The sequence below is a fragment of the Tistrella mobilis genome (assembly GCF_041468085.1).
Taxonomy (GTDB): Bacteria; Pseudomonadota; Alphaproteobacteria; order Tistrellales; family Tistrellaceae; genus Tistrella; species Tistrella mobilis_A.
Genome location: NZ_CP121014.1, coordinates 495,696 through 520,152 on the forward strand (window position 1 = coordinate 495,696; position 24,457 = coordinate 520,152).

Consider the following 24,457-nt stretch of genomic DNA (forward strand, 5'->3'; position numbering starts at 1 on the left):
GGGCATGCTTGACTGACGGTCGATCTGGCCGCAGCGGGAGAGCCCAGCCGATGACCAAAGCCTCGGATCTCGTCGTCCAATGCCTGGAAAATGAAGGCGTGGAATACGTCTTCGGCGTTCCGGGCGAAGAGAATCTCGATTTCCTCGACAGCCTGTCGCGGTCGGAAACCATCCGCCTGATCCTGACCCGGCACGAGCAGGCCGCCGGCTTCATGGCCGCCACCTATGGCCGCCATACCGGCAAGGCCGGTGTCTGCCTGTCGACGCTGGGGCCCGGCGCCACCAATCTGGTCACCGCCGCCGCCTATGCCCAGCTGGGCGGCATGCCGATGGTGATGCTGACCGGCCAGAAGCCGATCAAGAAGTCCAAGCAGGGCCGGTTCCAGATCCTGGACGTGGTCGACATGATGGGGCCGATCACCAAATTCACCCATCAGTTCGCCTCGGCCGACAACATCCCCTGGCGGATGCGCGAGGCCTTCCGCCTGGCCGAGGAAGAAAAGCCCGGCGCGGTGCATCTGGAACTGCCGGAAGACGTGGCGCGCGAGACCACCGACAGCCGGCCGGTGCCGGCCAGCCTGAAGCGCCGGCCGATCGCCGAGGCCAAGGCGATCAGCGCGGCGGTGCGCCGGCTGGAACAGGCGCGGTCGCCCATTCTGGTGATCGGCGGCGGCGCCAACCGCACCCAGACCAGCCGCATGCTGTCGCGTTTCGTGCAGAAGACCGGCATCCCCTTCGTCACCACCCAGCTCGGCAAGGGCGTGATCGACGAGCGCAGCCCGCATTTCGTGGGCTGTGCGGCATTGTCGGCCGGGGATTTCGTCCACCGGGCGCTGGAGTCGGCCGATGTGATCGTCAATATCGGCCATGACGTGATCGAGAAGCCGCCCTTCTTCATGAAGCCCGGCGGCGCCGAGGTCATCCATGTCAACTTCCGCTCGGCCGAGGTCGACCCGGTCTATTTCCCACAGCTGGAAGTTGTGGGTGACATTGCGAATGCCCTCTGGCAGATCACCGAAGAGATCACCCCCAGCACCGCCTGGGATTTCGGGATGATGCACAAGGCCCGCGATGCCGGGGCGGAGAACATCGCCCATGATGCGGTCGACATGCGCTATCCGGTCTATCCGCAGCATCTGGTGGGCATCGTGCGCGAGGTGATGCCGTCCGACGGCATCATCGCCCTCGACAACGGCGTCTATAAGTTGTGGTTCGCGCGTAATTATCGCGCACATGAACCGAACACCGTGCTGCTCGACAATGCGCTCGCCTCGATGGGTGCGGGGCTGCCCTCGGCCATGGCGTCGCGGCTGGTCTATCCCGACCGCAAGATCATGGCGATCTGCGGCGATGGCGGCTTCATGATGAACAGTCAGGAGCTGGAAACCGCGGTGCGGCTGGGCATGCAGCTGGTGGTGCTGATCCTGAACGACAACGCCTATGGCATGATCCGCTGGAAGCAGGCCGATATGGGCTTTAAGGATTTCGGGCTGAGCTATGGCAACCCGGATTTCGTGGCCTATGCCCGCGCCTATGGCGCCCATGGCCACCGGGTGGGCGACACCGGCGAACTGCCGGCGCTGCTCCGCCACTGCCTGGAGGCGCCGGGGGTGCATGTCATCGACTGCCCGGTCGACTATTCCGAAAACGACCGGATCCTGAACCGCGAGCTGAAGCAGAAGGCGGCGGCGCTGTGACCGCGGCGGGATGCGGGGGCTGGTGGCCCCCGCATCAGCTGCCGTTCCGATCCATATCCCGCCAGAGGGCGGCCATGCCGCGGCGTGGGGAAGCGAGACAGGCGTCGAAGATCGCGGCCGTCTGAGCCGCGGCCTGCGTCCATGAAAACCGCTCGACATTGGCCCGGCCGCATGTCGCCAGTTCCGCCTTCAAGGCGGTGTCTTCAGACAGGCGCAACACCGCCGCCACCAGCCCGGCCGCGTCACCGGGTTCAATGTAAAGAGCGGCATCGCCGGCGACTTCCGGCAGGGCACCCCGGCGCGTGGTCACGACCGGGCAACCGCAGAGCTGCGCCTCCAGGATCGGCAGGCCGAAGCCTTCGTATTCCGACGGCATGACCAGGCACAGTGCCCGACGGTAATGCGCGGCCAGCACCGGTGTGGAGACGCCATGCAGCCGGGTGATGCCGATATTGCCCGACCGGGCGAGTGCGGCAGCCAGGGTTCCATAGGGGTCGGTCCCCAGGATGACGGTCCGGATGCCCGCACGGTGCCACAGCAGGGCCGCGGCCTGTACCACCGTCTGCGGCGATTTGTGGGGCAAAACGCTTGCGACCATCATGATGAACGGCCCATGGTCGCAGATGCCGGCGGCATCTTCCGGGTCGCCGGGAGCAAAACCGGGCCCAGCCGCCTCGTGCACCACGTGCAGGCGCCGGCCGACCCGGAGCCCGGTGGCGCGGATATCGCCGGCGGTGGTTTCCGAGACGGCGATGACCGCATCGGCGGTTCGCGCCGTCAGGCGGTCCATCACCCGCCGGAAACGGGACTGGTGGCGGTCCACGGATCCGGGCACCATAGCATACATCAGATCATGAATGGTGACGACCTTGCAGAAATCACCAAGGACGGGTCCGGTGTTGCCGGGGCTGAACAGCAGCCTGACGCCATGGCGCCGGGCAAGGCCGGGCAGCATCGTCTGTTCCCAGATCACCCGCTGAAACCGCCCATTGAATTTCGGTACGGTGACCACGCGCAGCTTCGATGCCAGATCGGCCGGGAAAGTCGTGCCGGACTGAACGAAGGCGACCAGGTCATATCGTTTCAGGGCCGCCAGTTCACGGAGCAATGACCACGAATAGGTTGCCATACCGCCAGGAACTCCCGGCACGAGAAAAGCGAAATTCAGTCCAACGACATGCATGAAGGAAAGACTCGGAAAGGATCGGGACGTCTTCGGACGGAATGCCCGCCTGGGCGCCCCGCGACAGCATACGAAAATACGATGTTCTGCTGTGCAGGGATACAGCACAGTGAAGGTCGGGCTCAGGAAGCCGCAGGGCGAAGCCATACGGTGACGACCAGCCCCATCAATCCGCTGCGATTGCCAATCTCGATCCGCCCGCCCTGGCCTTCGACCAGGCGGCGGGCGATATCCAGCCCCATGCCGGAGCTGCCGCCGCCGACCGCCGGCTCGGCCCCCTGGCCAAGAATTGCGTTGCCGCCATCGCCCAGCCGTTCCGGCGCGACGCCCGGGCCGGTGTCCAGCACCGTGAAGCCCACCCGCCCCGCCCGGCTTTCGATATCGAGCCGGACCATACCGCCGGCCGGGGTGTATTTGATCGCATTGGCCAGCAGGTTGACCGCAACCTGTTGTATCGTGGCCGCATCCGCCCGCGCCATCACCGGGCCGGCCGCCAGCCTGTCCTCCAGCAGAACGCCTGCTTCAAGCGACAGCCCGTGGACGAGACGCAGCGCCGCCGCAAGCGGTTCGCGCAGATCGGTCACCCCCGGCACCCGGCCGGCGTCTGCGGCCGGGCGGGCCAGCAGCCGGTTGACCAGGCCCAGCATCCATCGCCCGGCCTCTTCGATCGATCCGGCCCAGTTGCGGGATTCCCGGGGCAGGCGATCATCGGCGGCGATAAGGGCCGCATAACCCATGGTGGAGCAGAGCGGGGTGCGCAGTTCATGCGCCAGTTCCTGCACCGCCTGTCCCGGCGCGGCCGCCATGTCGACCAGACGGGTCTGGACCCGCACCGCCAGATCCATCTGGTCGCGCAGATGATCATTGGCCGCCATCAGCTGCAGGCGTTCCGCGACCAGGGCGGCATGGGCTTCGAGCATGCGCGTCTGACGGTCATCGAGCCCGTCGGGGCGGGGTTCCGGATCGATCACGCAAAGCGTGCCCAGGGCGATGCCGTCGCTCAGCCGGATGGGGGCCCCGGCATAGAAGCGGATGAAGGGCGGCCCCACCACCAGCGGATTGCCGGCGAAGCGCGGATCCTGCGCGGCATCGGGTACCTCCAGCACCGAGGCGCGGGCGAGCGCGTGATCGCAGAAGGCCCAGTCGCGCGGAGTTTCGGAGACGTCGAGCCCGCGCCGGGCCTTGAACCACTGCCGGTCGCGGTCGATCAGCGAAACCAGCACGATCGGCGCCTGACAGATGTCGGCGACGATATTCACGATCCGGTCGAAGCCGGGCTCCGGCGGTGTGTCGAGCACGCCCAGCCGGTCGAGATGGGCCAGCCGCCGGCGCTCGCGCGCCGGGTCGCGCCCGGCAGGCGTGTAGGTGCGCTCTGCCGCACCCGGCTTGTCATCTGCACCTGTCGTCACGCCCCGCGTCCTCGAACCGCTGATCCGCTTCGCCAAACGCATCTTGCCATGCTTGGTTTAACGAAGTCTAAAATGCAATGGATCTGGTCAAACCTTTGCGCGTGTGCCCCGCAGGGCGGCCAGGCTCTCGTCAAGCCCGGCGAGCAGGGCGGCGCGTGCCGCCGCCACCCGGCGCGCCTCTCCGCCCTCGCGCAGGATCGCCTCCAGCTCCAGCGCAGCGGCACGCAGGTTGCGGGCATCCGGAATGTCGGGCAGATCCCGGATGGCCTGAAGGCTGCGGCGCAGCTCCTCTGCCGACGCCCCGGCCAGGCGGGGTGCCAGATCCAGCAGGAAGGCCCGAAACCCGTCGCGTGCCGCGGCATCGGGGCCGACCACCGGCCCGGATGCGGCACCCCCTGCAACCTCCTGCACCGCCGCGGCCAGGGCCGCAGGGTCGATCGGCTTGGCCAGATGGCGCTGCATGCCGGCGGCCAGGCAGGCATCGACATCTTCGGGGAAGGCATTGGCGGTCAGCGCAATGACCGGCACGGCTTCGGCGCCGGGCACCGCGCCGCGGCGGATCTCGCGGGTGGCGGCAAGCCCGTCCATCCGCGGCATCTGCATATCCATCAGCACAAGATCGATATCCGGCACCGCGGCAAGCTGTTCCAGCGCCTGGACGCCGTCGCCGGCCGTCACCACCTGGTGGCCCAGCCCTTCCAGAATCGCCCGGATCAGGATCTGGTTGGCCGGGGTGTCTTCGGCCAGCAGGATCTTCACCCCCCGCGCCGGCGCAGGATCGGGAACCAGGGAAGCGGCCCGGGGAGCCGGCGGCAGATCCATCACCGGCGCCACGGGAATGTCCGCGGCCAGAAGCGGCAGATCGACATCGAAACAGGTTCCACCCGTGACACCGGCGCCGACCGTGATCCCCCCGCCCATCGCCTCTGCCAGCAGCTTGCAGACATAAAGCCCCAGCCCGGCACCGCCCCGCGCCCGGGCCGGCTGGCCGGCCAGGCCCGAACCGGTGACGAAGGGCCGGAACAGCCGGTCGCGCAGCGCCGCAGGGATGCCGGGGCCGGTATCGCAGACACGAATCTGAAGGCGCGGCGGCCGGCCACCCCCGACGTCCCGCGGACCGATCCGCAGCCGGACCGTCCCCTCAGTGGTGTATTTGACCGCATTGCCGACCAGATTGGCCATCAGCTGGCGCAGGCGGTCGGGATCGCCGGTCACGCGGGCGGGCAGATCCGGCGCCGGATCCGCGATGATCTCGATGGCCGGCCGCGTGGGATCCGCGGCAAGGCCCGAGCGGGCGGCCTCTGTGACACTGGTGGCGAGCGCCCTGAGATCGACCGGTTCCGAGCGAAGCGTCATGCCGCCGGCCTCGATGCGGGCGGCATCCAGAACGTCGTCGACGATCCGGCGCAGCGCCGCCCCGGCCTCTGCCTGGCGGTCCAGCAGATGGCGCTGTTCGGCGCTCAACGCGGTGCGCGACAGCAATTCGCCGAAGCCCAGAACGCCGGCGAGCGGGGTGCGCAATTCATGGCTCATCACCGCCAGCCGCATGGAGCGTTCATCGCGTTCCGATGCCGCTTCTTCCGCCGCCTGGCGCAGCAGATCCGCCTCGACCGCCGCGGCCGCGGCGCGTTTGCGGCGATCGCGGCCGATGCCGCGCGCGGCCAGCACCACGGCGGCGATCAGCGCCGCGCCCCCCAGCAGATACAGCATGATCATGACGCGGGAATAAGGGGCCACCGCCATCTTCTGCGGGACCACCACGGCGAGGTTCCAGCCGGTCCCCGCAACGGGCGTGGCCAGGGCCACCACCGGGCCGTCACGCCCCTGGCCGGCCACGACCTGCCCCGGGGTTTCGGTCGCCCCGCGCCGGAAGGCATCGGGCGCGGGACTGCCGGTGAACGCCAGCCCCCGTGCCGACCGGCCGATCGTGATATGGCGCGCATCGGCCAGCGCCAGGATCCAGCCCTGCGGCACGCTTTGTGCCGCCAGAAGATCGCTGAACAGGCCCGGCCGGACCAGCGCCGTCAGCAGGAAGATCACCTGCCCCCCGCGCACCACCGGCACGCGGACCGGAAGATGGCCGTCTGTAAGATTGCCGATCAGGGGACGGCGGGTGGCGATCGCGGTGGCGGCGCCGGACGGATCCGGATCGGATGGCAGTGCCTCCCCCTCCGCCCGGCGCAGATCGATGATCGGGCGCAGATCGATGCCCGGGTTCTGATGCATGACCGGGTTCTGATTCATGCCCGGATTCTGATGTATGCCCGGGTTCTGGTCCGGAAGCGTCACCCCGGTCAGGATCAGGCTGGCCCATTCGGGATGGCGGTCGTAGAGACGCTGCATCTCCAGCCGGATGGCGGGCAGATCGCCGCGGTCCAGCGCCTCGCTGATCGCGAGCGCGGTCAACCCGTCGATCTGGTGCTGCACCTCGTGACGGATGGAGGCGGCGGTATTGGCGGCAGCGGCGGTGATTTCGGTGGCCAGCCGGTCGGCCCGCTCGGCCCGGAGCATCAGCACCACGGCGACGGCGAAGGCGGCAAGCGGCAGCAGTGACACGATCGCCGCCAGCGGCACCGATGGCCGCCATCGGCCGAGATCCGGTATCCGAACACCCGCTTCCGTCATGAACGCCCCCTCCGGACGACCCTGTTACAGCCCCTGATCAGGGCCCTTGAGAGCCGAAGGATACGCCGTGATTGCCAATAAAATATTGCCAATCGGATATGGACGGCGGTGCGGGCGTCGGCATGCAGGCGCCGGCAGGCCGGCAGCGGTCAGACGCGGTCGGAATAGCGGTCGAAGGCCGTCACCCGGCGCACCGGCAGATCGAGGTCCTGGCGGCGATAGATCTCGGTGCGCAGGAAGGCCATCTCGGCCTCCAGCTCCGGCTCGGGCACGTCGCGCCACCAGGCCTTGGGCTGCCCGTCGGACCCGTCGTTCCAGCGATAGCCGCGGGCCTTCAGGGCATCCTTCATGTCGAAGGGGCTGCCTTCGGCGCGGATGCGCATCGTCGCCTGGCGGGCCCCCGCCAGCAGCGCGCCGAGCGCGGTCACCCCCGCCACCGCCAGCGGCCGGGCCAGAACTTCCAGCAGGGCGCGGCAGTCTTCCGCCGCCCGGTGGCCGTCGTGGAACAGCCCGGCCTTGCCCAGAAGATAGCCGAGCCTGGTGCCCTCCACGCCCTCGGCCGCCCAGTCGATGCCGGTCTGGGAACAGGCCCAGGCCTTCACCCGGAAGATTTCCCAGACATGTTCGACGAATTTGCGGTCGAAGGCGGCGTTATGGGCGATGACCACCGAGGCGGCATCGGCAAAACCCGCCACCTCCACCGGGTCGATCGCCTGGCCCGCCACCATCTCGTCGGTGATGCCGGTCAGCTTCGTGATCTCGGGCGGGATGGGCTGGCCCGGATCCTGAAACCCCGAATAGGCGCCGGTCACCCGGAACACCGTGCCGCCGGGTTCGAACTCGAAGGCGATCATGCCGAGTTCGATGATCCGGTCCTTCTTGTGGTCGAGGCCGGTGGTCTCGACATCCAGGATCAGGCCGTTGCGCACCTCGCCGCGGCGCTGGAACTCACCCTTCTCGCCGGCGGTGGAGAACCACTCCCGCGGCTCGATCCGGCGCAGGATGCGGTAATCGCCCGTGGCTTCCAGCTTCCGCGCCATGGCCTCCAGCTCGGCACGGGCACGGGGGCTGCGGGGGCGGACGGGGGTGGTCATCACGCTCGTCCGATCACTTGTACCAGGCCAGCTGTTCCGAGGTGGCGACCAGCGTGCCGCCCGGCCCCCACAGCGTCACCTGCTGGTCGAAGAAGCCGTCATGAACCCGGCGGGCGATGGCTTCCAGCAGCAGGAACTGCCCCGACAGCCCGTCCAGCACCTCGGGCCGGGCATGGATATAGGTCGACAGCGTGACGGTTGAAATCGGCCGCGGCCCGCGGTCGAGCACGAAGACCCGCGGATAGATCGCATCGGCGAGCCCGGCGACGACGGCGGCATCCACGGCGCCCGCGGGCGCCCCCTCGACCAGGGCATGGCGCAGCCAGACCAGGCTGCGGCTGGTATCGGCACCGGTGAAGGGCGGGCCTTCGACGATCCGCATTTCATAGGCCGAAAACCACGGCGGCAGGCTGCGATGGGCATGGCGGGGCGCGTCTTCGGGCGCCACGGCCTCGGGCATGGCGAAGCGGGGTTCGGTGAAATCGCCGGTGTCGCGGCGGGCGGCGGCGGTGAAATTGCCGCGGGCGGCGATGGCGCCGTCCTGGATCAGATCCGCCTGCCAGAACGACACCGACCGGCCGACGCGCGCGGGCGAGGTGACGATGGTGAACGGCCCTTCGGCGATCGCCCCCATGAACTGGGTCTGGGTGGCGACGATGCCGGCGCCGGGGCCCGCCTCGGCCAGCCAGCCGGCGGCGGCGCGCCCGGCGGCGCGGGTCAGCAGGGCTGCGATCCAGCCGCCGAAGGGACCGATCATGTTCCGCCAGACCGGATCGGTCTTGCCCGACCACAGGCGGACTCCATCCGCCCTTTCTTCCACGGGGTCGATGTCGAGCGATCCACGGAAGGCATCGGGGCGGCTGGTCGTCATGGGGCGCGGTCTCCGGTCAGCGGCGCGTCATGGCGCACCGTCGTGTTCTTGGGGGCGTCTGCGGCCCTCTTTACCACGTCCCGCCGCCCTGCGGCAGTGCGGCGTGATGCGGCCGCAGCGCAAACCGGATCTTGAATATGCGAGTAATTATCAATATCACTATGAAATCATGCCTCATCGCAGGGAATCCGTCCGATGTTCGCAGATCTCGCCCCGGCCTTCAGCGGCCCGTTCGACCGGTTCAGCAGATCGGTCGTCGGCCCCGAGGATCCGCGGCCGGCGCTCAGCATCCGGGCGCTGATCGCCGACCCCGAGGCGCTGGTCGAAAAGATGCTGCGCCGGCTGGCGCCCGAGGCCGCGACCCCGCAGGCCCGCCGCGGCGCCGCCTCGCTCTGGACTCAGTTCTATTTCGCGCTGGTGGGCGTGCCGGTGGTGGTGGCGGCGATGCGCGGCCGCCGCAACCTGCCGGTGGGGCTGGACGAGATGGCGGTGGTGATCGGCGACAATGGCCTGCCTGCGGCGGTGAAGATCCCGGCGGCCGGCACACCCCAGCCGGATCGCAACCCGCGGGCGGCGATGGAGGCGCTGATCACCGATCATTACGTTCCGGCGGTGACGGCGATGAGCCAGGCCGGGCGGCTGGCCCCCCGCCTGCTGTGGTGCAATGCCGCCGTCCGGCTGGTCTGGGCGATGGAAGCCTCGGTCGAGGCCGACCCCGGGGACACCGATCTGGCCGGGATCGCGGCAGAGGCGCGCCAGGCGGTGATCGCGACACCAGCGCTGGCATCGGGTGCCCCGAACCCCATGTTCGACATGCTGCTCTCGCCCAAGGCCGGCTCTGCCTCCAGCTATTCCCGCAAGGTCTGCTGCCTGCGCTACATGATGCCGGGTGTCGCCGATTGCGGCGAGACCTGCCCGCTGCCGCCCTGCCGGACCGCATAAGCAGCAACGAGGGCGGACGTCCTCCTGGTCCGTTCCAGATCGACTTCGCCCGAACAGATCGGAGACTTCATCGTCGCCAGGGATTGCGGCCGCGATCTTCTTCACGGCGCCAGCATCATGCCGACGGCGCCGCATAGTCTCGCGGCCCGCCCTAATCCAATGGGGCGGCGGCCAGGCGAAACGACCCCGATCATCTGCCGCCCGACGGCCGTTTCCGTTTCGGAAGCGGCCGTTTTTCATGGCAGCCGCCGCATCGTTACAAGAACAGCGGCCACGAGAACCAGACAAGAATGAGTATGTCTGAAGACTGCCCAAAATGAACAATCGTATATTCCAAGTCGATATGTGTCAGTTTGATGAATTATGGCCCGTCGACTTGGAATCGGGATGCAGAGGCGGAAGACGCGGGCCTATAGTGTCCTCGCCGCGGCGCTTCCGATCCATATCCCGCTGGAGATGTTTGCACATGTCCGTCCTTCGTCGCCTTCCGGCTGTTGCCGGAGGATTGCTGCTGCTCGGCCTGAGCATCGGCACCGCCCAGGCCGCCGACGAGATCACCGGGGCCGGCGCGACCTTCCCGTATCCGGTTTATGCGAAATGGGCCGAGGCCTATAAGGCTGAAACCGGCGTTTCGCTGAACTATCAGTCCATCGGCTCCGGTGGCGGCATCAAGCAGATCAAGGCGCATACGGTCGATTTCGGCGCCTCGGACATGCCGCTGGAAGCCGCCGATCTGAAGGCGGCCGGCCTTGTCCAGTGGCCGATGGTCATGGGCGGCGTGGTGCCGGTGGTCAACATCCCGGGCATCGCCGCCGGTGCGCTGGAGATCGACGGGCCGACGCTCGCCGCGATCTATATGGGCAAGATCACCAGGTGGAACGATCCGGCGCTGGTGGCCCTGAACCCGGGCGTCGAATTGCCCGATCAGGCGATCGCCGTGGTCCATCGCTCCGACGGATCGGGCACCACCTTCCTGTTCACCACCTATCTCTCCTCGGTCAGTGCCGACTGGAAAAAGGATATCGGCGCCAGCACCGCGGTCGAATGGCCGACCGGTCTGGGCGGCAAGGGCAACGAGGGCGTGGCCAGCTTCACCGGCCAGACCCCGGGTTCGATCGGCTATGTCGAATACGCCTATGCGCTTCAGAACAAGCTGGCCTGGCTGAAGATGAAGAACCACGACGGCGCCGTGGTCGCCCCGGAAAGCAAGACCTTTCAGAGTGCTGCCGCCAATGCCGACTGGGCCCATGCCGAAGGCTATCACCTGGTTCTGACCGATCAGCCGGGCCGGGACAGCTGGCCGATCACCGGTGCCAGCTTCATCCTGATGCACAGCCAGGCCGACCAGCCGGCCCGCGCGGCCGCCGCGCTCAAATTCTTCGCCTGGAGCTATGCCCATGGCGGCGAGGCGGCGGAGAAGCTCGACTATGTGCCGATGCCGCAGGCGGTGGTGCAGATGGTCGAGAAGACCTGGGCCGACAGCATCAAGGGCAAGGACGGCAAACCCGTCTACTGATCCGGGCGTTGTCTGTGCATTGCGTCTGTCGTCCGGCCGCCACCTGCGGGGGGCATCCCCTGCCGGCGGCGGCCCTGCGAGGTTTCATGAGCGTCGAAGAGGCCGGCCCCATGCCGGACATCATTTCGCCGGGCATCATTTCGCCGGACATCGTTTCTGCCCATCCGGTGGCCCGGCCGCTGCGGCTCAGCGCCCTGCCGGCGGGGCTTCGCTGGGACGGGCCGTTCCGGCGGCTGACCGGGGTTGCGGCCCTGATGGTGGTGGCGGCGCTGGCCGCCATGCTGGTGGTACTGGTGATCGGTGCCCTGCCGGTGGCCGATCGGATGGGGGCGGGGTTTCTGGTCACACAGGCCTGGAACCCGGTGACCGATGTCTATGGCGCGGTGGCGCCGGTGGCGGGCACGCTGATCACCGCCGCCATCGCCATGCTTCTGGCGGTGCCGGCGGCGCTGGGCATCGCCATTTTCCTGAACGAACTCTGCCCCCACCGGCTGCGCGCGCCGCTGGCGGTGGCGGTGGAATTGCTGGCCGCCATTCCCAGCATCATCTACGGCATGTGGGGGCTGTTCGTGCTGGCGCCGGTGCTGGCCTCCACGGTCTATCCGGCGTTGATCGATACGCTGGGGCCGCTGCCGCTTCTGGGGGCGCTGTTCCAGGGCCCGCCTTTCGGCATCGGCGTGCTCACCGCCGGGCTGATCCTGGGGGTGATGGTTCTGCCCTTCATCACCTCGGTCGCCCGCCAGGTGCTGGCAGAGGTGCCGCCGGTGCTGCGCGAGGCCGCCTATGGCGTCGGCGCCACCACCTGGGAGGTATCGCGCCGCGTGCTGATCCCCCATGCCCGGCGCGGGCTGATCGGCGGCGTGATGCTCGGCCTCGGCCGCGCGCTGGGCGAGACGATGGCCGTCACCTTCGTGATCGGCAATGCCCATCGCATCCATGCCTCTCTGCTTCAACCCGGCACCACGATTTCGGCGACGCTCGCCAATGAATTCACCGAAGCCTCGGGCGACATCTATGTCTCGGCACTCACCGCGCTGGGGCTGATCCTGTTCGTGGTCACCTTCGTGGTGCTGCTCGGTGCCCGCGCGCTGCTGAACCGCACGGGGAGCGCGGGTCGATGAGGGGGGAGGGGGCGATGAGAGGGGGCGCCATCCCGGTTTCGCCTGCACGGCTGCGCCGGCGGCGCATGGTCAATCTGGTGATGACGGGGCTGTGCACCGCCGCGGCGCTGGCCGCGCTTCTGGTTCTGGCGCTGATCCTGTGGGAGCTGGTGATCCGCGGCGCGGGCGCCCTCTCGCTCGATGTCTTCACCCGCGCGACCCCGCCGCCGGGCAGCAGGGGCGGGCTGCTCAACGCCATTCTGGGCAGCCTGTCGATGACCGCGGCGGCGATTGCGGTCGCAACCCCGGTGGGCGTGCTGACCGGCACATGGCTTGCCGAATACGGCCGCGACAGCCGCGCCGCCGGCCTGGTGCGCCTGTTCGCCGACACGCTGTTGAGCGCGCCCTCGATCATCGTCGGGCTGACGGTCTATGTGCTGCTGGTGGTGCCGCTCGGCCATTTCTCGGGCTGGGCGGGGGCGGCGGCCCTGGCGCTGATCGCGGTGCCGGTGATCGTGCGCACCACCGAAGACATGCTGGCGCTGGTGCCCGACCAGCTGCGCGAGGCGGCGGTTGCCCTCGGCATGCCGCGCTGGCGGATGATCGTCGGCGTCACCTGGCGCGCGGCGGCCGGCGGCATCCTGACCGGCGTTCTGCTCGCCATCGCCCGCATCGCGGGCGAGACCGCGCCGCTGCTGTTCACCGCGCTCAACAACCAGTTCTACGCCTGGGACCTCACCGGTCCCACCCCCAGCCTGCCGGTGGTGATCTTCCAGTTCGCGATGAGCCCCTATCGCGACTGGCAGGATCTCGCCTGGGCGGGCGCGCTGCTCATTGCAGCCGGCGTGCTGCTGCTCTCCGTCACCGCCCGCCTGATCTCTGCCCGAGGCCGCAAATGACCGCATCCACCCCCGTCGACGCCGCCGGGCTCGTCCCGAAAATCGTCACCCGCAAGCTCAATTTCCATTACGGCGACAATCATGCGCTGAAGGATGTCGACATCACCTTCGGCGACCGGCTGATCACCGCGCTGATCGGCCCGTCGGGCTGCGGCAAATCCACCCTGCTGCGCACGCTGAACCGGATCTGCGACCTTTACCCGGGCCATCGGATCGACGGCGAAATCCTGCTCGACGGCGAAAACATCCTCACCCGCCGCGGCCTTGCCCATCACGGCGACATCGCCGGGCTGCGCGCCCGCGTCGGCATGGTTTTCCAGAAACCGACCCCCTTTCCGATGTCGATCTACGAAAACATCGCCTTCCCCTTGCGCATGTACACCCGCCTCAGCCGCGCCGAAATGGACGACGCCGTCGAATCCGCCCTCCGCGACGCCGCCCTCTGGACCGAGGTGAAAGACAAGCTCCACGCCTCGGGCCTCAGCCTTTCGGGCGGCCAGCAGCAGCGCCTGTGCATCGCCCGCGCCATCGCCATCCGCCCCGACGTCCTCCTCCTCGACGAACCGGCCTCGGCCCTCGACCCCATCTCCACCGCGCTCATCGACGAACTGCTCCGGGAACTGCGCAAGCGCTATTGCGTGGTGATCGTCACCCACAACATGCAACAGGCCGCCCGCGTCAGCGACAAGGTCGGCTTCATGTATCTTGGCGAACTGGTCGAATTCGGGGATACGGAGACGGTGTTCTCGACCCCGCGGGAGCGGCGGACACAGGACTATATTACAGGGAGATTCGGGTAACGGCTGCAGGGCCGCCACGCCTCACCCGGCTGGGGCCCGTCCGTCCCCGACGACCCAAGGGTAGGTAAAGCTTCAGCCCTGATCTTCCGGCGCGGGATCCCACCGTTCGCAGAACGCCTCGATATCCGTCGATTGGAAGTCTTCCAGGCGCTCCACAATGATTTCAAAGGGCCAATTCCACCAAGCAATACGGGCGAGGCGGATAGCGATCTCGCGGGAGAAGCGCCGACGGAGCGGTTTGGCGGGTACACCGCCAACAATGGTATAGGGGGCCACTTCTTTCGTGACTACAGCCCCCGCCGCCAGCACCGCACCATCACCCACCGTCACGCCCGGCAGCACAATGACCCCATGCCCGACCCAGACGTCGTGGCCGATGCGAACCCGGTCGGCGCGACGGTCGGCAAAGAAGCTGGCATCTCGGCTGGCACCCGCATCGTAGTATTCGGGGCAATAGGTAAAACGATGCAGGCTTGGCCGATCCATCGGATGGTTGGGAGCACCGATGCGCACCCGGGCGGCGATGGCGCAGAACCGGCCGATCTCAGCGTCGGCGACCATGCAGTCGGGGCCGAGATAGCTGTAGTCGCCGACCACGCTGTATTCCAGCACGGACCGTGCCAGAACCTCGCAACAGCGACCAAGCGTCACCTCGCGCAGGCTGGCGGTCTGGTCAATGACAGTTTCGGCAAGTTTGGGACGGGCCATGAGCGGGAACATCCGAAGAAGGGCGGAACCGTCGCCCTCATACGCCTGTACAGGTTGCCATCCAAGGGCCGGCATGATCGATGTCCCGCCTGTCACCGAAACTTCATGCGAGCGTACCGGCTCCGGATCGGAGATGTCATCGTGCCGGGCCCGGCATTCAGCAGATGGCGCAGGACATGAGGCACGGTGCCATCAATGTCCTGCGCCGCTGGGGGCAACGTCCGCTAACCGCCCCGCGCTCAGCTCATATCCGGCAGATACATGATGATCCCGGGGAAGAGCACCATCACCAGCACCAGAACCAGGTCGGCGACCAGGAACCACATGATGCCGCGGAAGATCTGGCTGGTCGTCACCAGGTTTCCGACCACGCCCTTGATCACGAAGACATTCATGCCGATCGGCGGGGTGATCATGCCGATTTCCAGGAACTTGGTCAGCAGCACGCCGAACCAGATCAGGCTGAAGCCGGCGGCATCGATGATCGGCAGAACGATCGGCATGGTCAGCAGCATCATGCCCAGCGGCTCCAGGAACATGCCCAGGATCAGGTACATGATCGTCACCGCCAGCAGCAGCATATAGGGGTCGGCGCCGATCTCGATGACCACGGTCGAGATCCAGTCGCCGGCGCCCGACAGCGCCAGAAAGCGGCTGAGCAGGCTGGCGCCGATGCCGATGATCAGCAGGGCGCTGGTGGTGACCAGGGTTTCCTGTGCCGCCGTGCGGAACATCTTCCAGGTGAAGGTGCCCTTGGCAAAGGCCACCACGCAGGACAGGAAAGCCCCCACCGCCCCCGCTTCCGTGGGGGTGAACAGCCCGCCGAACAGGCCGCCGAACACGCCCAGCATGATCGCCAGCACCGGCCAGGTATCGCGAAGCGCATCCAGTTTTTCGGAAAACGGAACATCTTCACGCACCCGCGGGGCAAGCGCCGGGTTGAGCTTCACCCGGATCAGGATCACCAGGATATAACCCAGCGCCGTCAGCAGCCCGGCGACCAGCCCGCCCAGGAACAGCTTGGTCACCGCCACCTGGGCGATCACGCCGTAGAGGATCATCAGGATCGAGGGCGGAATCAGGGCACCGATCGTGCCCGCCGCCGCCACCGTGCCGGTGGCGAGCTGGGCGTCATAGCGGTGGCGCATCATCTCCGGCACCGCGATCCGCCCCATGGCCGCCGAACAGGCGATCGACGAGCCGGTGACGGCCGCAAAACCGGCCGAGCCGAACACCGCCGCGATGGCGAGCCCGCCCGGGATCCCCGACATCCACACCCTGGCCGCCCGGAACAGCCCCTGGGTCAGCTGGGCGTGGTAGCAGACGAAGCCCATCAGCAGGAAGACGGGCACGGAACTCAGCACCCAGTTTGCCGCGAACTGATAGGGGATGAGGCCGAGCGAACTCCACGCGACCTTCCAGCCCAGCAGATACCAGATGCCGCCGAAAGACACGCTGACCAGCGCCATGCCGATCGGCACCCGCATGGCCAGCAGCAGGAAGAGCAGGCCGATGCCGGCCAGACCGATACCGACGTCACTCATCCCCGGGGCTTCCTGTGATCAGAGGGGGCGCCATCGTGATGCAGGTGGCGATCGGAACTGACCACCACATCATCGGGCGTGTCGTCCCTGAGCCCCGACGCGGCGCCGGTCACATGGGTCGCCAGCCGGTAGAGCACAACGGCCGCCATCAGCGCCGTGCCGACGGGCAGGATGTAGTAAGAGGGCCAGATCGGGATCCGCCAGCCTTCCTGGATGACGAAGGCGCCGACCGCCTGTTTCTTCATCGCCTCCAGCCAGGACTGGCGGGTCATGGCAATGAACACCGCCGCCGACAGGACATAGGCGAAGCCGCGCAGCACGGCCTGGGCGCGCGCCGGCAGCAGGTCGGTCACGACTTCCACCGAGATATGCTTGTCCCCCTCTTCCGCATAGGCGAGCGGCAGGAAGGCGACCACCAGCATGTAGAAATTCGACACGGCGGCAATCGTGCCGGGCAGGGCGATCCCGAACAGGTTGCGCACCACCACATCGGCGGTGATGTGCACCATCATCAGGGTCACCGCCAGCACGCCGATCACCGACGTGAAATGGATCAGACGCGACAATCCGCGTCCAAGCGCCTGCATCGCGCGGTCTCCCATGGCCAAAGGGGGCCTGCGGAAAGATGAAGAGAGGGCGGGGGCACGATGCCCCCACCCCGGGTCATCACATGCCGTAGGTCTTCACATCGACCTTAGAGACGACTTCCGTCCAGTAGACCTCGGCCAGCTCGTCCGGGGTCTTCACCTCCTTCACGATCTTCGCCCATTTCTCAAGCAGCGGCCTGAAGGTGTCGATCGCCGCCTGCGGTTCGGCCACGCCGAACTTCGAGGCGTAGAACTCGGCGATGGTCTTCATATCGGCCTGCACGAAGCTCTGGGTCTGGTCGATCAGCGCCTGATCGGCCTTGTGGACACGGATGCCCTTGGCCTCGGCACGCTTCAGATCGCGGCCTTCGAAGTTCACATACTGCCAGCCGGCATGGGCCGACATATAGGTGCCGGCGCGGAGCAGCGCCGCGCGCTGGTCTTCGTTCAGCCCCTGCCAGGTGTCGGCATTGATGTTGGCGATCGCCGAGGCACCGAACACGCCGCCCGGCACTTCAGGGGTGATATCGGTCACCGCATCGATCAGCGCCAGACCCGAAAGCTCCGGGGCGGAAATGATCGCGCAGTCGACCGCCCCCTGGGTCAGGGCCTCAAAGATCTCGTTACCGGGCATGGAGACCGCGGTGGCGCCCACGCTTTCCGACCAGCGGCGCCAGTTCTGGCTGCTGACCCGCAGACGCTTGCCCTTGATCTCCTCGGCGTTGGTCACCTTCTTGTTGCACAACAGCATATACCGGGTGGAGGCGGCAGAAGCGGTGAAGACCTGGTTCTGGGTCTTCATGTCGTTCTGGCAGGTCGGGCAGTGCAGGAAGATGTATTCCAGCATGGCGCTCTGGAAGATCAGCCCGTCGCGACCGCCGGTATCCATCAGGTTCAGCAGCATGGTCAGGTCGCCGGCCAGGTTCATATTGGCGAATTCGGCCGGGTTGTAGGCGGTCAGCACATAGCCGATATCGGTGATGCCGTCGCGCACGCCGCCGGGCGTTTCCGCCAGGTTCAGCAGCGACAGCGGGAACACCTTCACCGACAGCGTCCCCTTGCTCAGCTCCTGCACCTTCTTCACATACACATCCGCCGCAATGGTCGAAGCGGTGTTGGCCGGGAAGCCGATGGCATAGCGCAGCTCTTCGGCCTTCGCGGCCTGGCCTGCAAAAATACCGGCTGCGGCAACGCCGGCGGCCACGGCCAGCGAGGCCAGTTTTCGAGACAGCGGGGTCCTGGTGGTCGTCATGATGCAATCCTCCCGTCGGATCATTTCTTTTGTTGTCTTCAAGACATGTCCGGCCGCACCGCAAATGACGCCTCCACATCTATACCGGTGCGTCACATTACGCAGAGTCCGCCATGTCTTCTTATTCATGCCCTGTTCGCAATTGCCGGCCTCTGCACCGACATTTACACCGTCATCCCGGCGAAGGCCGGGATCCAGGTTTCCCGCCACGTGACGGGCGTCGAAACGGCCGGCCCCGGCCCGCGATGGCCGTGCCACGATGGCGGGCACGGCGGTCCCGACACATGGTCATCCTTCATTCCCGCCCATGCCTACCTGGATCCCGGCCTGCGCCGGGATCACGGTAGGGCGGGCATATGAAAATGAACGAAGCCTGTGTCGGACACCCCCGGTGGAAACGCCACCGGCTCACGCCGGCTCGAAACCGGCTCACGCCGTCTCGAAATGCCCCGCATAGCGGCTGCGGAGTTCGGTCTTGCGCACCTTGCCGGTGGCGGTCATCGGCATTTCTTCCAGGAACACCACCAGCTTGGGCACCTCGAAGCCGCCCAGCTGCCTGCGGCAATGCTCCACGATGCTCTCTTCCGTGGGCTCGGTGCCGGGCTTAGGCACCAGGAAGGCGGTCACCGCCTCGCCCCAGCGCGCATGGGGGATGCCCACCACCACTGCATTCTGCACATCCGGATGGCCCAGCAGCACCTCCTCGATCTTGATCGAGGGCACGTTCTCGCCGCCGGACTTGATCATGTCCTTCTTGCGGTCCAGGAACAGAAGCTCGCCATGCTCGTCGATCACGCCGATATCGCCGGTGTGGTGCCAGCCATGCAGCCGGGCCGCCGCCGTCGCCTCGGGTTGCTTGTAATAGCCGAGCATGGCGTTGGGGCCGCGATGCACGATCTCTCCCGGCTTGCCCGGGGGCAGCAGATTGCCGTCGTCGTCCATGATCGCGGTGTCGTTGACGATGCAGGACTCGCCCCAATAATTGCCGAACCGCAGGCGGGCGCGTTCGGGCCGCGACATCACGGTACCGGGATACATCTCGGTCTGGCCGCTGGAGAGGCGGAAATCCGGGCAGAATTCGTCGAGCAGCCGCCGCATCAGCGGCTCGGGCATCGGCGCCATGGCATAGACGCACATGCGCAGATGAAGGCGCCGCTCCTTGCGCAGCGGATGCTCCAGCAGGGCCCGGTACATCAGCGGCAGGCCGACCATGATGGTCAGCCCCTCGGCGGCCAGCCCGTCCAGCATCACCGTCGGATCGAAGCCGCGCATCAGATGCATCTTGGCGCCGCCCATCATGGTGGTCAGCAGCACGGTGTGCTGGGCGCAGTGGAACAGCGGCAGCACGCCCGTCACGCCATCCTCGCGGCCGATCTGCCATTCGATCGAATTGCTCATCGCCGCCATCACCACCGCCAGATGGCAATGCATCACGCCCTTGGGGCGCGAGGTGGTGCCGCTGGTATACATGATCAGGGCGAGGTCGCGCTCGTCGATCGCCACCTCGGGCTCGACCGCGGACCGGCCCTCGATCGCGGCATCGAAGGTGGTATGGGGCAGCGACCCCTTCGGCACCGGGCTGCCCGGCACCTCGATCACCGTCACCGGCCGGTGCAGTTTCGCCAGCATCTCCGCCATGGCGGGCTGGGCGGCCAGCACGTCGTCGGCCACCACATGCCCCACCTCGGCATGGCGCATGATGTAGTCGATATCGTCCACGCCCAGCATCGCATTGGCCGGCACCCAGACCAGCCCGGCCTTGTGGATGCCGAAGATCACCGGAATGAAATCGGTGGAATTGGCGCAGATGCAGCCGACCTTGTCCCCCGGCTTCAGCCCCTGCGCCAGCAGGTAGTTGGCGAAGCGGTTGGCGGCGTCGTCCAGCATGCGATAGGTGGAGCGGCGGTCGCCTTCGACGATGGCGACCCGGTCGGGGTGCCGGCGTGCGGTGCGGCGCAACACATCGCCGATGGCGACGCGGCCGATCTGCCCCGGCCCCGGCACGCCTTCGATCATGCGCTCCGAGCTGGTGGTCATGGCGGTCAATCCTCCCTGGCGGCTTCCGTTCTGTGCGGGGAAGCTCTGGTCGTGCAATCGGGCGGGTCCGTCTCCGGCGGCCCTGGCCCGCCGCTCCCGCCTTGTGACCGGCGGGTGTGCGGCGGGGCGGCCGCAGGGCGGGTCAGCCGCCGGCGGCCCAGGCCGGCTGGCGTTTTTCAAGGAAGGCGGCAACCCCCTCCTGGCCTTCGGCGCCACGCAGGCAGCGGGCGAATTCGGCCGAAGAGAGGTCGAGCAGTTCGGGCAATGCCGTGCTGCGCTGGGCCATCAGCAGCCGTTTGGTGGTGGCATTGGCCCCGGGGGCGCAGCGGCGGATATCGGCCACCAGCCTGGCCACCCGCTCTTCCAGCGCGGCGCTGTTTTCCACCACCTCGTGCACCAGGCCGATCCGGCCGGCCTCGGCGCCGTCGAAGCGCATGCCGGTCAGGGCCAGGCGGCGGGCCTGGGACACGCCGATGCGTGCCGCCACGAAGGGCGCGATCTGGGCCGGCGGGATGCCGAGCCCGGTTTCCGACAGGGCGAAGCGGGCGTCCCGGGTCGCGACCACCACATCGCCGATGCAGGCGAGACCCAGACCACCACCAAAAGCTGCACCTTCAACAGCCACCACAACTGTCTGGGGCAGAGCCTCGATCCGGGTCAGGAAATGGCCGAAACGGCGGTTGTCGGCCTGGATCGGGTCGGGCTGGCCGGCTTCGGGCTTCGGCGCCCGGAACGACGCCATGAAGCCCTTGATGTCGCCGCCGGCGCAGAAGGTGCCGCCGGCACCGCTGATCACCAGCGTGCCGACCTCGGGATGGTCCTCGGCCCAGGCGACCACCTCGGTCAGCTGGCGGACCATCTCGCCGGTCATGGCATTGCGCACATCGGGCCGGTTCAGCGTCAGGCGCAGCACCGGGCCGTCGCGGTCCAGCAGCAGATCGGGGCAGATCGGAAGCTTCGCAATGGGCATTGGCGGGGGGCCCTCAATCGGTCTTGCGGCCGGGCAGGATGCCCATGCCCTTGGCGATGATCGACAGCATCACCTCGTCGGCGCCGCCGCCGATCGAGGTCAGGCGGCCGTCGCGATAGAGCCGGGTGACCTCGGTCTCGTTCATGAAGCCCATGCCGCCCCAGTACTGCAGGCAGCCATCGGCGATCTCCCGCGTGAAGCGGCCGGCGCAGAGCTTGGCCATCGAGGCCAGATGGGTCATGTCCTGGCCGGCGACATAGCCTTCGACCGCGCGATAGATGATCGAGCGCAGCAGCTCCACCTTGGTCTGCAATTCGGCGAGCTTGAAATGCACCACCTGATTGTCCAGCACCGGCCTGCCGAAGATCATCCGGTTGCGGGTGTATTCAATCGTGTCGGTGATCGTGCTCTCCAGCAGGCGCAGCGAACAGGCCGAGCCCCAGATGCGCTCTTCCTGGAACTGCTGCATCTGGTAGACGAAGCCCATGCCCTCGTCGCCGATGCGGTAGCGCTGGGGCACGCGCACGCCGTCGAAATGGATCTGGGCGGTATCCGAGGCGCGCATGCCCATCTTGTCCAGCTTGCGGGCAATGGTGACGCCCTTGGTCTTCATCGGCACGCAGATCAGCGATTTGTTGCGATGGACCGGGCCTTCGCCGGTATTGGCCAGCAGGCAGATCCAGTCGGCCTGGGTGCCGTTGGTGATCCACATCTTGCCGCCGTCGATGACATAATCGTCGCCATCCTTGCGGGCGCGGGTCTTGATGCTGGCCACATCCGATCCGGCGCCCGGTTCCGACACGCCGATGCAGGCGACGCGGTCGCCGCTGATCGCCGGTGCCAGGAATTCCCGGCGCAGTTCGTCCGATCCGTGCTTGGCCAGCGCCGGGGTCGCCATGTCGGTCTGCACGCCGATCGCCATCACCACCGAGGGCGAGCGTGCGGCGCTGATCGCCTCGCAGAAGGCCAGCTGATAGGTATAGTCCAGGCCAAGCCCGCCATAGGCTTCCGGTTTGTTGATGCCAAGGAAGCCCTGATCGCCCATCTTCTTGAACAGCTCATGGGCCGGGAAAATACCGGCATCGTCCCATTCCTGGACATGCGGGTTGATCTCGGCTTCAACGAACTTCGTCACCGAACGCATCAGTTCGTGATGCTGCTCCGTGTAAAGCATCTGCCTCGGGCTCCTTGCGGGCATCCTGGCGCGGGGGAACCGCGCGGAAATGCATCTTTGGGGGGTGAAGGGAGGGGATATGAGCGGTGAGGGGAAGGGCTCGCTTGCCTTATATACCCTTATATCTAACAATAGGCATTGAACGGCGCGCTTGTAAAGTCTCCGCACGACGTGCCAAAGCTTCGCGGCCATGATACGGAGGCTCGCGCAGGTGCAGCAGCGGTGTTATGTTGCAACGCAGCCAAAACGCCCGGATTTCCATCGCATATGCGAAATGTTCGGGTGCCCGCCATCACCAGATCCACCGCAGACAGGAGTTCCGCGCGTGATCGACGACACGGGGTTCCGCATGCAAAGACCTGGTGCCGCCCGCCCGGCCGATGATCTGGACGACAACGACCGCGTGGCGCTCTATGTCCGTCTGGCCCGGATCTTCCGCGACCGCATCCGCTCAGGCGAATGGTCCCCGGGCGAAAAACTGCCGCCGGTGCCGGATCTGTGCCGGGATTTCGCGGTGGCGCCGATCACCGTGCGCCAGGCGCTGCGCATGCTCGCCGACAAGGGGCTGCTGGTCGCGATCCGCGGCAAGGGCACCTTCGTGACCGAAGGCCAGCATTCGGCGGTCGACGATCCGGAACTCCGCCGGGCGATCAACGACCGCCTGGACCTGACCCCGGGCCAGGGCATCCGCGTGCTGAAGCGCGAGACCGGCATCGCACTTCCCCCGGAACTGCAGATGGAAGGCGGCCAGCCCAAGCCCTCTTATGTCAAGATCACCAAGATTCACCTTTTCAACGAAACACCCTTCGCCCTGATGGATGTTTATGTCGACGAAGCATCCTATCGGCGATTCCCGCCAAACGCCGAGCATAATTCCAAGATGCTGCGGATGTTGACCAATCACGGCCACGAAAAGATGGGCTCGTCGCGCCAGCTCATCACCATATCCCACGCGGATCAGGATGTCGCGCGGGCGCTCGATTATTCATTGGGCGGCGTGATGGTGAAGATCATTTCGAACATCTTCAGCACCGACGGCGATATCCTGATGGCCAACAACGCGCTCTATCGCGGCGACATGTTCGTGATGGAACGGGTGGAACAGACCCCCGCCGTCCCGGTCATCCCCGACCCGACCCGGCCCAAGGACCGGCATTGAGTGCGGGATACGGGCATCGACGATCACCTGAACCGAACATGTCCGGCGCTATCCCCGCCAATATCAACACAACCTCAGTACCGTCATCCCGGCGAGCGGGACCGACACTGTCAGCCATTGCGGATACGGATCCGCCGGTGTCCATCACGCGGAAACGAACCTGGATCCCGGCCTGCGCCGGGATGACGGTAGAAATGCCTTGCGAAAGATGGCCGGGGCAGAACCGGACATAAGCGATGTTATGATGAAGGGTTGCATGTCCCCTGGCATGGAGGATCCCCGGCATTGAGTACGGGATACGGGCGTGGAGACTCACCCGAACCGAACATGTCCGGCGCTATCCCCGCCAATATCAACACAACCTCAGTACCGTCATCCCGGCGAAGGCCGGGATCCAGGTAGGCGTCCACAACGAAGAACGATGATCATTCGCGAGACCGACACTGTCAGCCATTGCGGATACAGATCCGTCGGTGTCCATCACGCGGAAACGAACCTGGATCCCGGCCTGCGCCGGGATGACGGTAGAAATGCCTTGCGAAAGATGGCCGGGGCAGAACCGGACATAAGCGATGTTGTGATGAAGGGTTGCATGTCCCCTGGCATGGAGGATCCCCGGCATTGAGTACGGGATACGGGCGTGGAGACTCACCCGAACCGAACATGTCCGGCGCTATCCCCGCCAATATCAACACAACCTCAGTACCGTCATCCCGGCGAAGGCCGGGATCCAGGTAGGCGTCCACAACGAAGAACGATGATCATTCGCGAGACCGACACTGTCAGCCATTGCGGATACAGATCCGTCGGCGCCCATCACGCGGAAACGAACCTGGATCCCGGCCTGCGCCGGGATGACGGTAGAGATGTCTTGCGAAAGACGGCCGGGG

Annotated in this window: 19 protein-coding genes; 7 read left to right on the top strand and 12 right to left on the bottom strand. The window is 66.8% G+C overall.

All coding sequences use genetic code 11. The features are described from left to right. Positions 1-50: 50 nt before the first annotated feature. Positions 51-1,697, top strand: coding sequence for an acetolactate synthase large subunit (locus P7L68_RS01930; RefSeq protein ID WP_371998747.1), 1,647 nt, complete (start codon positions 51-53; stop codon positions 1,695-1,697). Positions 1,698-1,731: 34 nt separating this feature from the next. Here P7L68_RS01930 and P7L68_RS01935 read toward each other — a convergent pair whose 3' ends face one another. The 5 genes from P7L68_RS01935 to P7L68_RS01955 all read right to left on the bottom strand — a co-directional run bounded on the left by P7L68_RS01935 (position 1,732) and on the right by P7L68_RS01955 (position 8,879). Next, positions 1,732-2,826 carry a glycosyltransferase family 4 protein gene (locus tag P7L68_RS01935; protein WP_371998748.1) on the bottom strand — a complete coding sequence of 365 codons (1,095 nt, stop codon included), beginning with the start codon at positions 2,824-2,826 and terminating at the stop codon, positions 1,732-1,734. Positions 2,827-3,002: 176 nt separating this feature from the next. Next, a complete protein-coding gene (locus P7L68_RS01940; protein ID WP_371998749.1) occupies positions 3,003-4,289 on the bottom strand; it encodes a GAF domain-containing protein in 1,287 nt (428 codons plus the stop codon). Between the two features lie 87 nt (positions 4,290-4,376). Beyond that, on the bottom strand, positions 4,377-6,914 hold the full coding sequence (locus tag P7L68_RS01945; RefSeq protein WP_371998750.1) for an ATP-binding protein: 2,538 nt from the start codon (positions 6,912-6,914) through the stop codon (positions 4,377-4,379). Positions 6,915-7,063: 149 nt separating this feature from the next. Beyond that, positions 7,064-8,008 carry a 3'-5' exonuclease gene (locus P7L68_RS01950; protein ID WP_371998751.1) on the bottom strand — a complete coding sequence of 315 codons (945 nt, stop codon included), beginning with the start codon at positions 8,006-8,008 and terminating at the stop codon, positions 7,064-7,066. A 13-nt stretch (positions 8,009-8,021) separates the two neighbouring features. Continuing rightward, positions 8,022-8,879: a thioesterase family protein gene (locus P7L68_RS01955; protein ID WP_371998752.1), complete on the bottom strand. Its 858-nt coding sequence runs from the start codon at positions 8,877-8,879 to the stop codon at positions 8,022-8,024. Positions 8,880-9,074: 195 nt separating this feature from the next. Here P7L68_RS01955 and fhuF point away from each other — a divergent pair, with 195 nt between their 5' ends. The 5 genes from fhuF to pstB all read left to right on the top strand — a co-directional run bounded on the left by fhuF (position 9,075) and on the right by pstB (position 14,136). After that, entirely contained in the window at positions 9,075-9,821 is a 747-nt protein-coding gene (gene fhuF / locus P7L68_RS01960) for a siderophore-iron reductase FhuF (protein ID WP_371998753.1), read from the top strand. A 466-nt stretch (positions 9,822-10,287) separates the two neighbouring features. Further along, positions 10,288-11,337: a phosphate ABC transporter substrate-binding protein PstS gene (gene pstS / locus P7L68_RS01965; protein ID WP_371998754.1), complete on the top strand. Its 1,050-nt coding sequence runs from the start codon at positions 10,288-10,290 to the stop codon at positions 11,335-11,337. Between the two features lie 86 nt (positions 11,338-11,423). Continuing rightward, on the top strand, positions 11,424-12,458 hold the full coding sequence (gene pstC / locus P7L68_RS01970; RefSeq protein WP_371998755.1) for a phosphate ABC transporter permease subunit PstC: 1,035 nt from the start codon (positions 11,424-11,426) through the stop codon (positions 12,456-12,458). 14 nt (positions 12,459-12,472) lie between these two features. Beyond that, positions 12,473-13,336, top strand: a complete 864-nt coding sequence (gene pstA / locus P7L68_RS01975) for a phosphate ABC transporter permease PstA (protein WP_371998756.1) — start codon at positions 12,473-12,475, stop codon at positions 13,334-13,336. After that, positions 13,333-14,136, top strand: coding sequence for a phosphate ABC transporter ATP-binding protein PstB (pstB, locus tag P7L68_RS01980; RefSeq protein WP_371998757.1), 804 nt, complete (start codon positions 13,333-13,335; stop codon positions 14,134-14,136). Before pstA ends, pstB begins: the two co-directional genes overlap by 4 nt. 72 nt (positions 14,137-14,208) lie before the next feature. On the opposite strand, the gene P7L68_RS01985 is transcribed toward pstB, so the two are convergent. The 7 genes from P7L68_RS01985 to P7L68_RS02015 form a co-directional block, all read right to left on the bottom strand. Further along, on the bottom strand, positions 14,209-14,844 hold the full coding sequence (locus tag P7L68_RS01985) for a DapH/DapD/GlmU-related protein (protein ID WP_371998758.1): 636 nt from the start codon (positions 14,842-14,844) through the stop codon (positions 14,209-14,211). Positions 14,845-15,083: 239 nt separating this feature from the next. Further along, positions 15,084-16,388: a TRAP transporter large permease gene (locus tag P7L68_RS01990; RefSeq protein ID WP_371998759.1), complete on the bottom strand. Its 1,305-nt coding sequence runs from the start codon at positions 16,386-16,388 to the stop codon at positions 15,084-15,086. Next, the gene (locus P7L68_RS01995; RefSeq protein ID WP_371998760.1) at positions 16,385-16,975 is read right to left on the bottom strand and encodes a TRAP transporter small permease; all 591 of its coding nucleotides are present in this window, start codon (positions 16,973-16,975) and stop codon (positions 16,385-16,387) included. Before P7L68_RS01995 ends, P7L68_RS01990 begins: the two co-directional genes overlap by 4 nt. A 79-nt stretch (positions 16,976-17,054) precedes the next feature. After that, the gene (locus tag P7L68_RS02000) at positions 17,055-18,227 is read right to left on the bottom strand and encodes a C4-dicarboxylate TRAP transporter substrate-binding protein (protein WP_371998761.1); all 1,173 of its coding nucleotides are present in this window, start codon (positions 18,225-18,227) and stop codon (positions 17,055-17,057) included. A 429-nt stretch (positions 18,228-18,656) separates the two neighbouring features. Next, positions 18,657-20,264 carry an AMP-binding protein gene (locus tag P7L68_RS02005; RefSeq protein ID WP_371998762.1) on the bottom strand — a complete coding sequence of 536 codons (1,608 nt, stop codon included), beginning with the start codon at positions 20,262-20,264 and terminating at the stop codon, positions 18,657-18,659. A gap of 142 nt (positions 20,265-20,406) precedes the next feature. After that, entirely contained in the window at positions 20,407-21,234 is an 828-nt protein-coding gene (locus tag P7L68_RS02010; protein WP_371998763.1) for an enoyl-CoA hydratase/isomerase family protein, read from the bottom strand. A 13-nt stretch (positions 21,235-21,247) separates the two neighbouring features. Further along, complete coding sequence (locus P7L68_RS02015; RefSeq protein WP_371998764.1) at positions 21,248-22,408, bottom strand: acyl-CoA dehydrogenase family protein; 1,161 nt, start codon at positions 22,406-22,408, stop codon at positions 21,248-21,250. A 325-nt stretch (positions 22,409-22,733) separates the two neighbouring features. Between P7L68_RS02015 and P7L68_RS02020 the strand changes: the two genes are divergently transcribed. Next, on the top strand, positions 22,734-23,567 hold the full coding sequence (locus tag P7L68_RS02020) for a GntR family transcriptional regulator (RefSeq protein WP_371998765.1): 834 nt from the start codon (positions 22,734-22,736) through the stop codon (positions 23,565-23,567). Positions 23,568-24,457 lie beyond the last annotated feature (890 nt).

Bases quoted from the DNA above. Each gene is read 5' to 3' on its own strand.
- P7L68_RS01930 (WP_371998747.1), top strand. From the start codon at position 51: ATGACCAAAGCCTCGGATCTCGTCGTCCAATGCCTGGAAAATGAAGGC.
- P7L68_RS01935 (WP_371998748.1), bottom strand. From the start codon at position 2,826: ATGGCAACCTATTCGTGGTCATTGCTCCGTGAACTGGCGGCCCTGAAA.
- P7L68_RS01945 (WP_371998750.1), bottom strand. From the start codon at position 6,914: ATGACGGAAGCGGGTGTTCGGATACCGGATCTCGGCCGATGGCGGCCA.
- P7L68_RS01950 (WP_371998751.1), bottom strand. From the start codon at position 8,008: ATGACCACCCCCGTCCGCCCCCGCAGCCCCCGTGCCCGTGCCGAGCTG.
- P7L68_RS01955 (WP_371998752.1), bottom strand. From the start codon at position 8,879: ATGACGACCAGCCGCCCCGATGCCTTCCGTGGATCGCTCGACATCGAC.
- fhuF (WP_371998753.1), top strand. From the start codon at position 9,075: ATGTTCGCAGATCTCGCCCCGGCCTTCAGCGGCCCGTTCGACCGGTTC.
- pstS (WP_371998754.1), top strand. From the start codon at position 10,288: ATGTCCGTCCTTCGTCGCCTTCCGGCTGTTGCCGGAGGATTGCTGCTG.
- pstC (WP_371998755.1), top strand. From the start codon at position 11,424: ATGAGCGTCGAAGAGGCCGGCCCCATGCCGGACATCATTTCGCCGGGC.
- pstA (WP_371998756.1), top strand. From the start codon at position 12,473: ATGAGAGGGGGCGCCATCCCGGTTTCGCCTGCACGGCTGCGCCGGCGG.
- pstB (WP_371998757.1), top strand. From the start codon at position 13,333: ATGACCGCATCCACCCCCGTCGACGCCGCCGGGCTCGTCCCGAAAATC.
- P7L68_RS01985 (WP_371998758.1), bottom strand. From the start codon at position 14,844: ATGGCCCGTCCCAAACTTGCCGAAACTGTCATTGACCAGACCGCCAGC.
- P7L68_RS01990 (WP_371998759.1), bottom strand. From the start codon at position 16,388: ATGAGTGACGTCGGTATCGGTCTGGCCGGCATCGGCCTGCTCTTCCTG.
- P7L68_RS01995 (WP_371998760.1), bottom strand. From the start codon at position 16,975: ATGCAGGCGCTTGGACGCGGATTGTCGCGTCTGATCCATTTCACGTCG.
- P7L68_RS02000 (WP_371998761.1), bottom strand. From the start codon at position 18,227: ATGACGACCACCAGGACCCCGCTGTCTCGAAAACTGGCCTCGCTGGCC.
- P7L68_RS02005 (WP_371998762.1), bottom strand. From the start codon at position 20,264: ATGACCACCAGCTCGGAGCGCATGATCGAAGGCGTGCCGGGGCCGGGG.
- P7L68_RS02010 (WP_371998763.1), bottom strand. From the start codon at position 21,234: ATGCCCATTGCGAAGCTTCCGATCTGCCCCGATCTGCTGCTGGACCGC.
- P7L68_RS02015 (WP_371998764.1), bottom strand. From the start codon at position 22,408: ATGCTTTACACGGAGCAGCATCACGAACTGATGCGTTCGGTGACGAAG.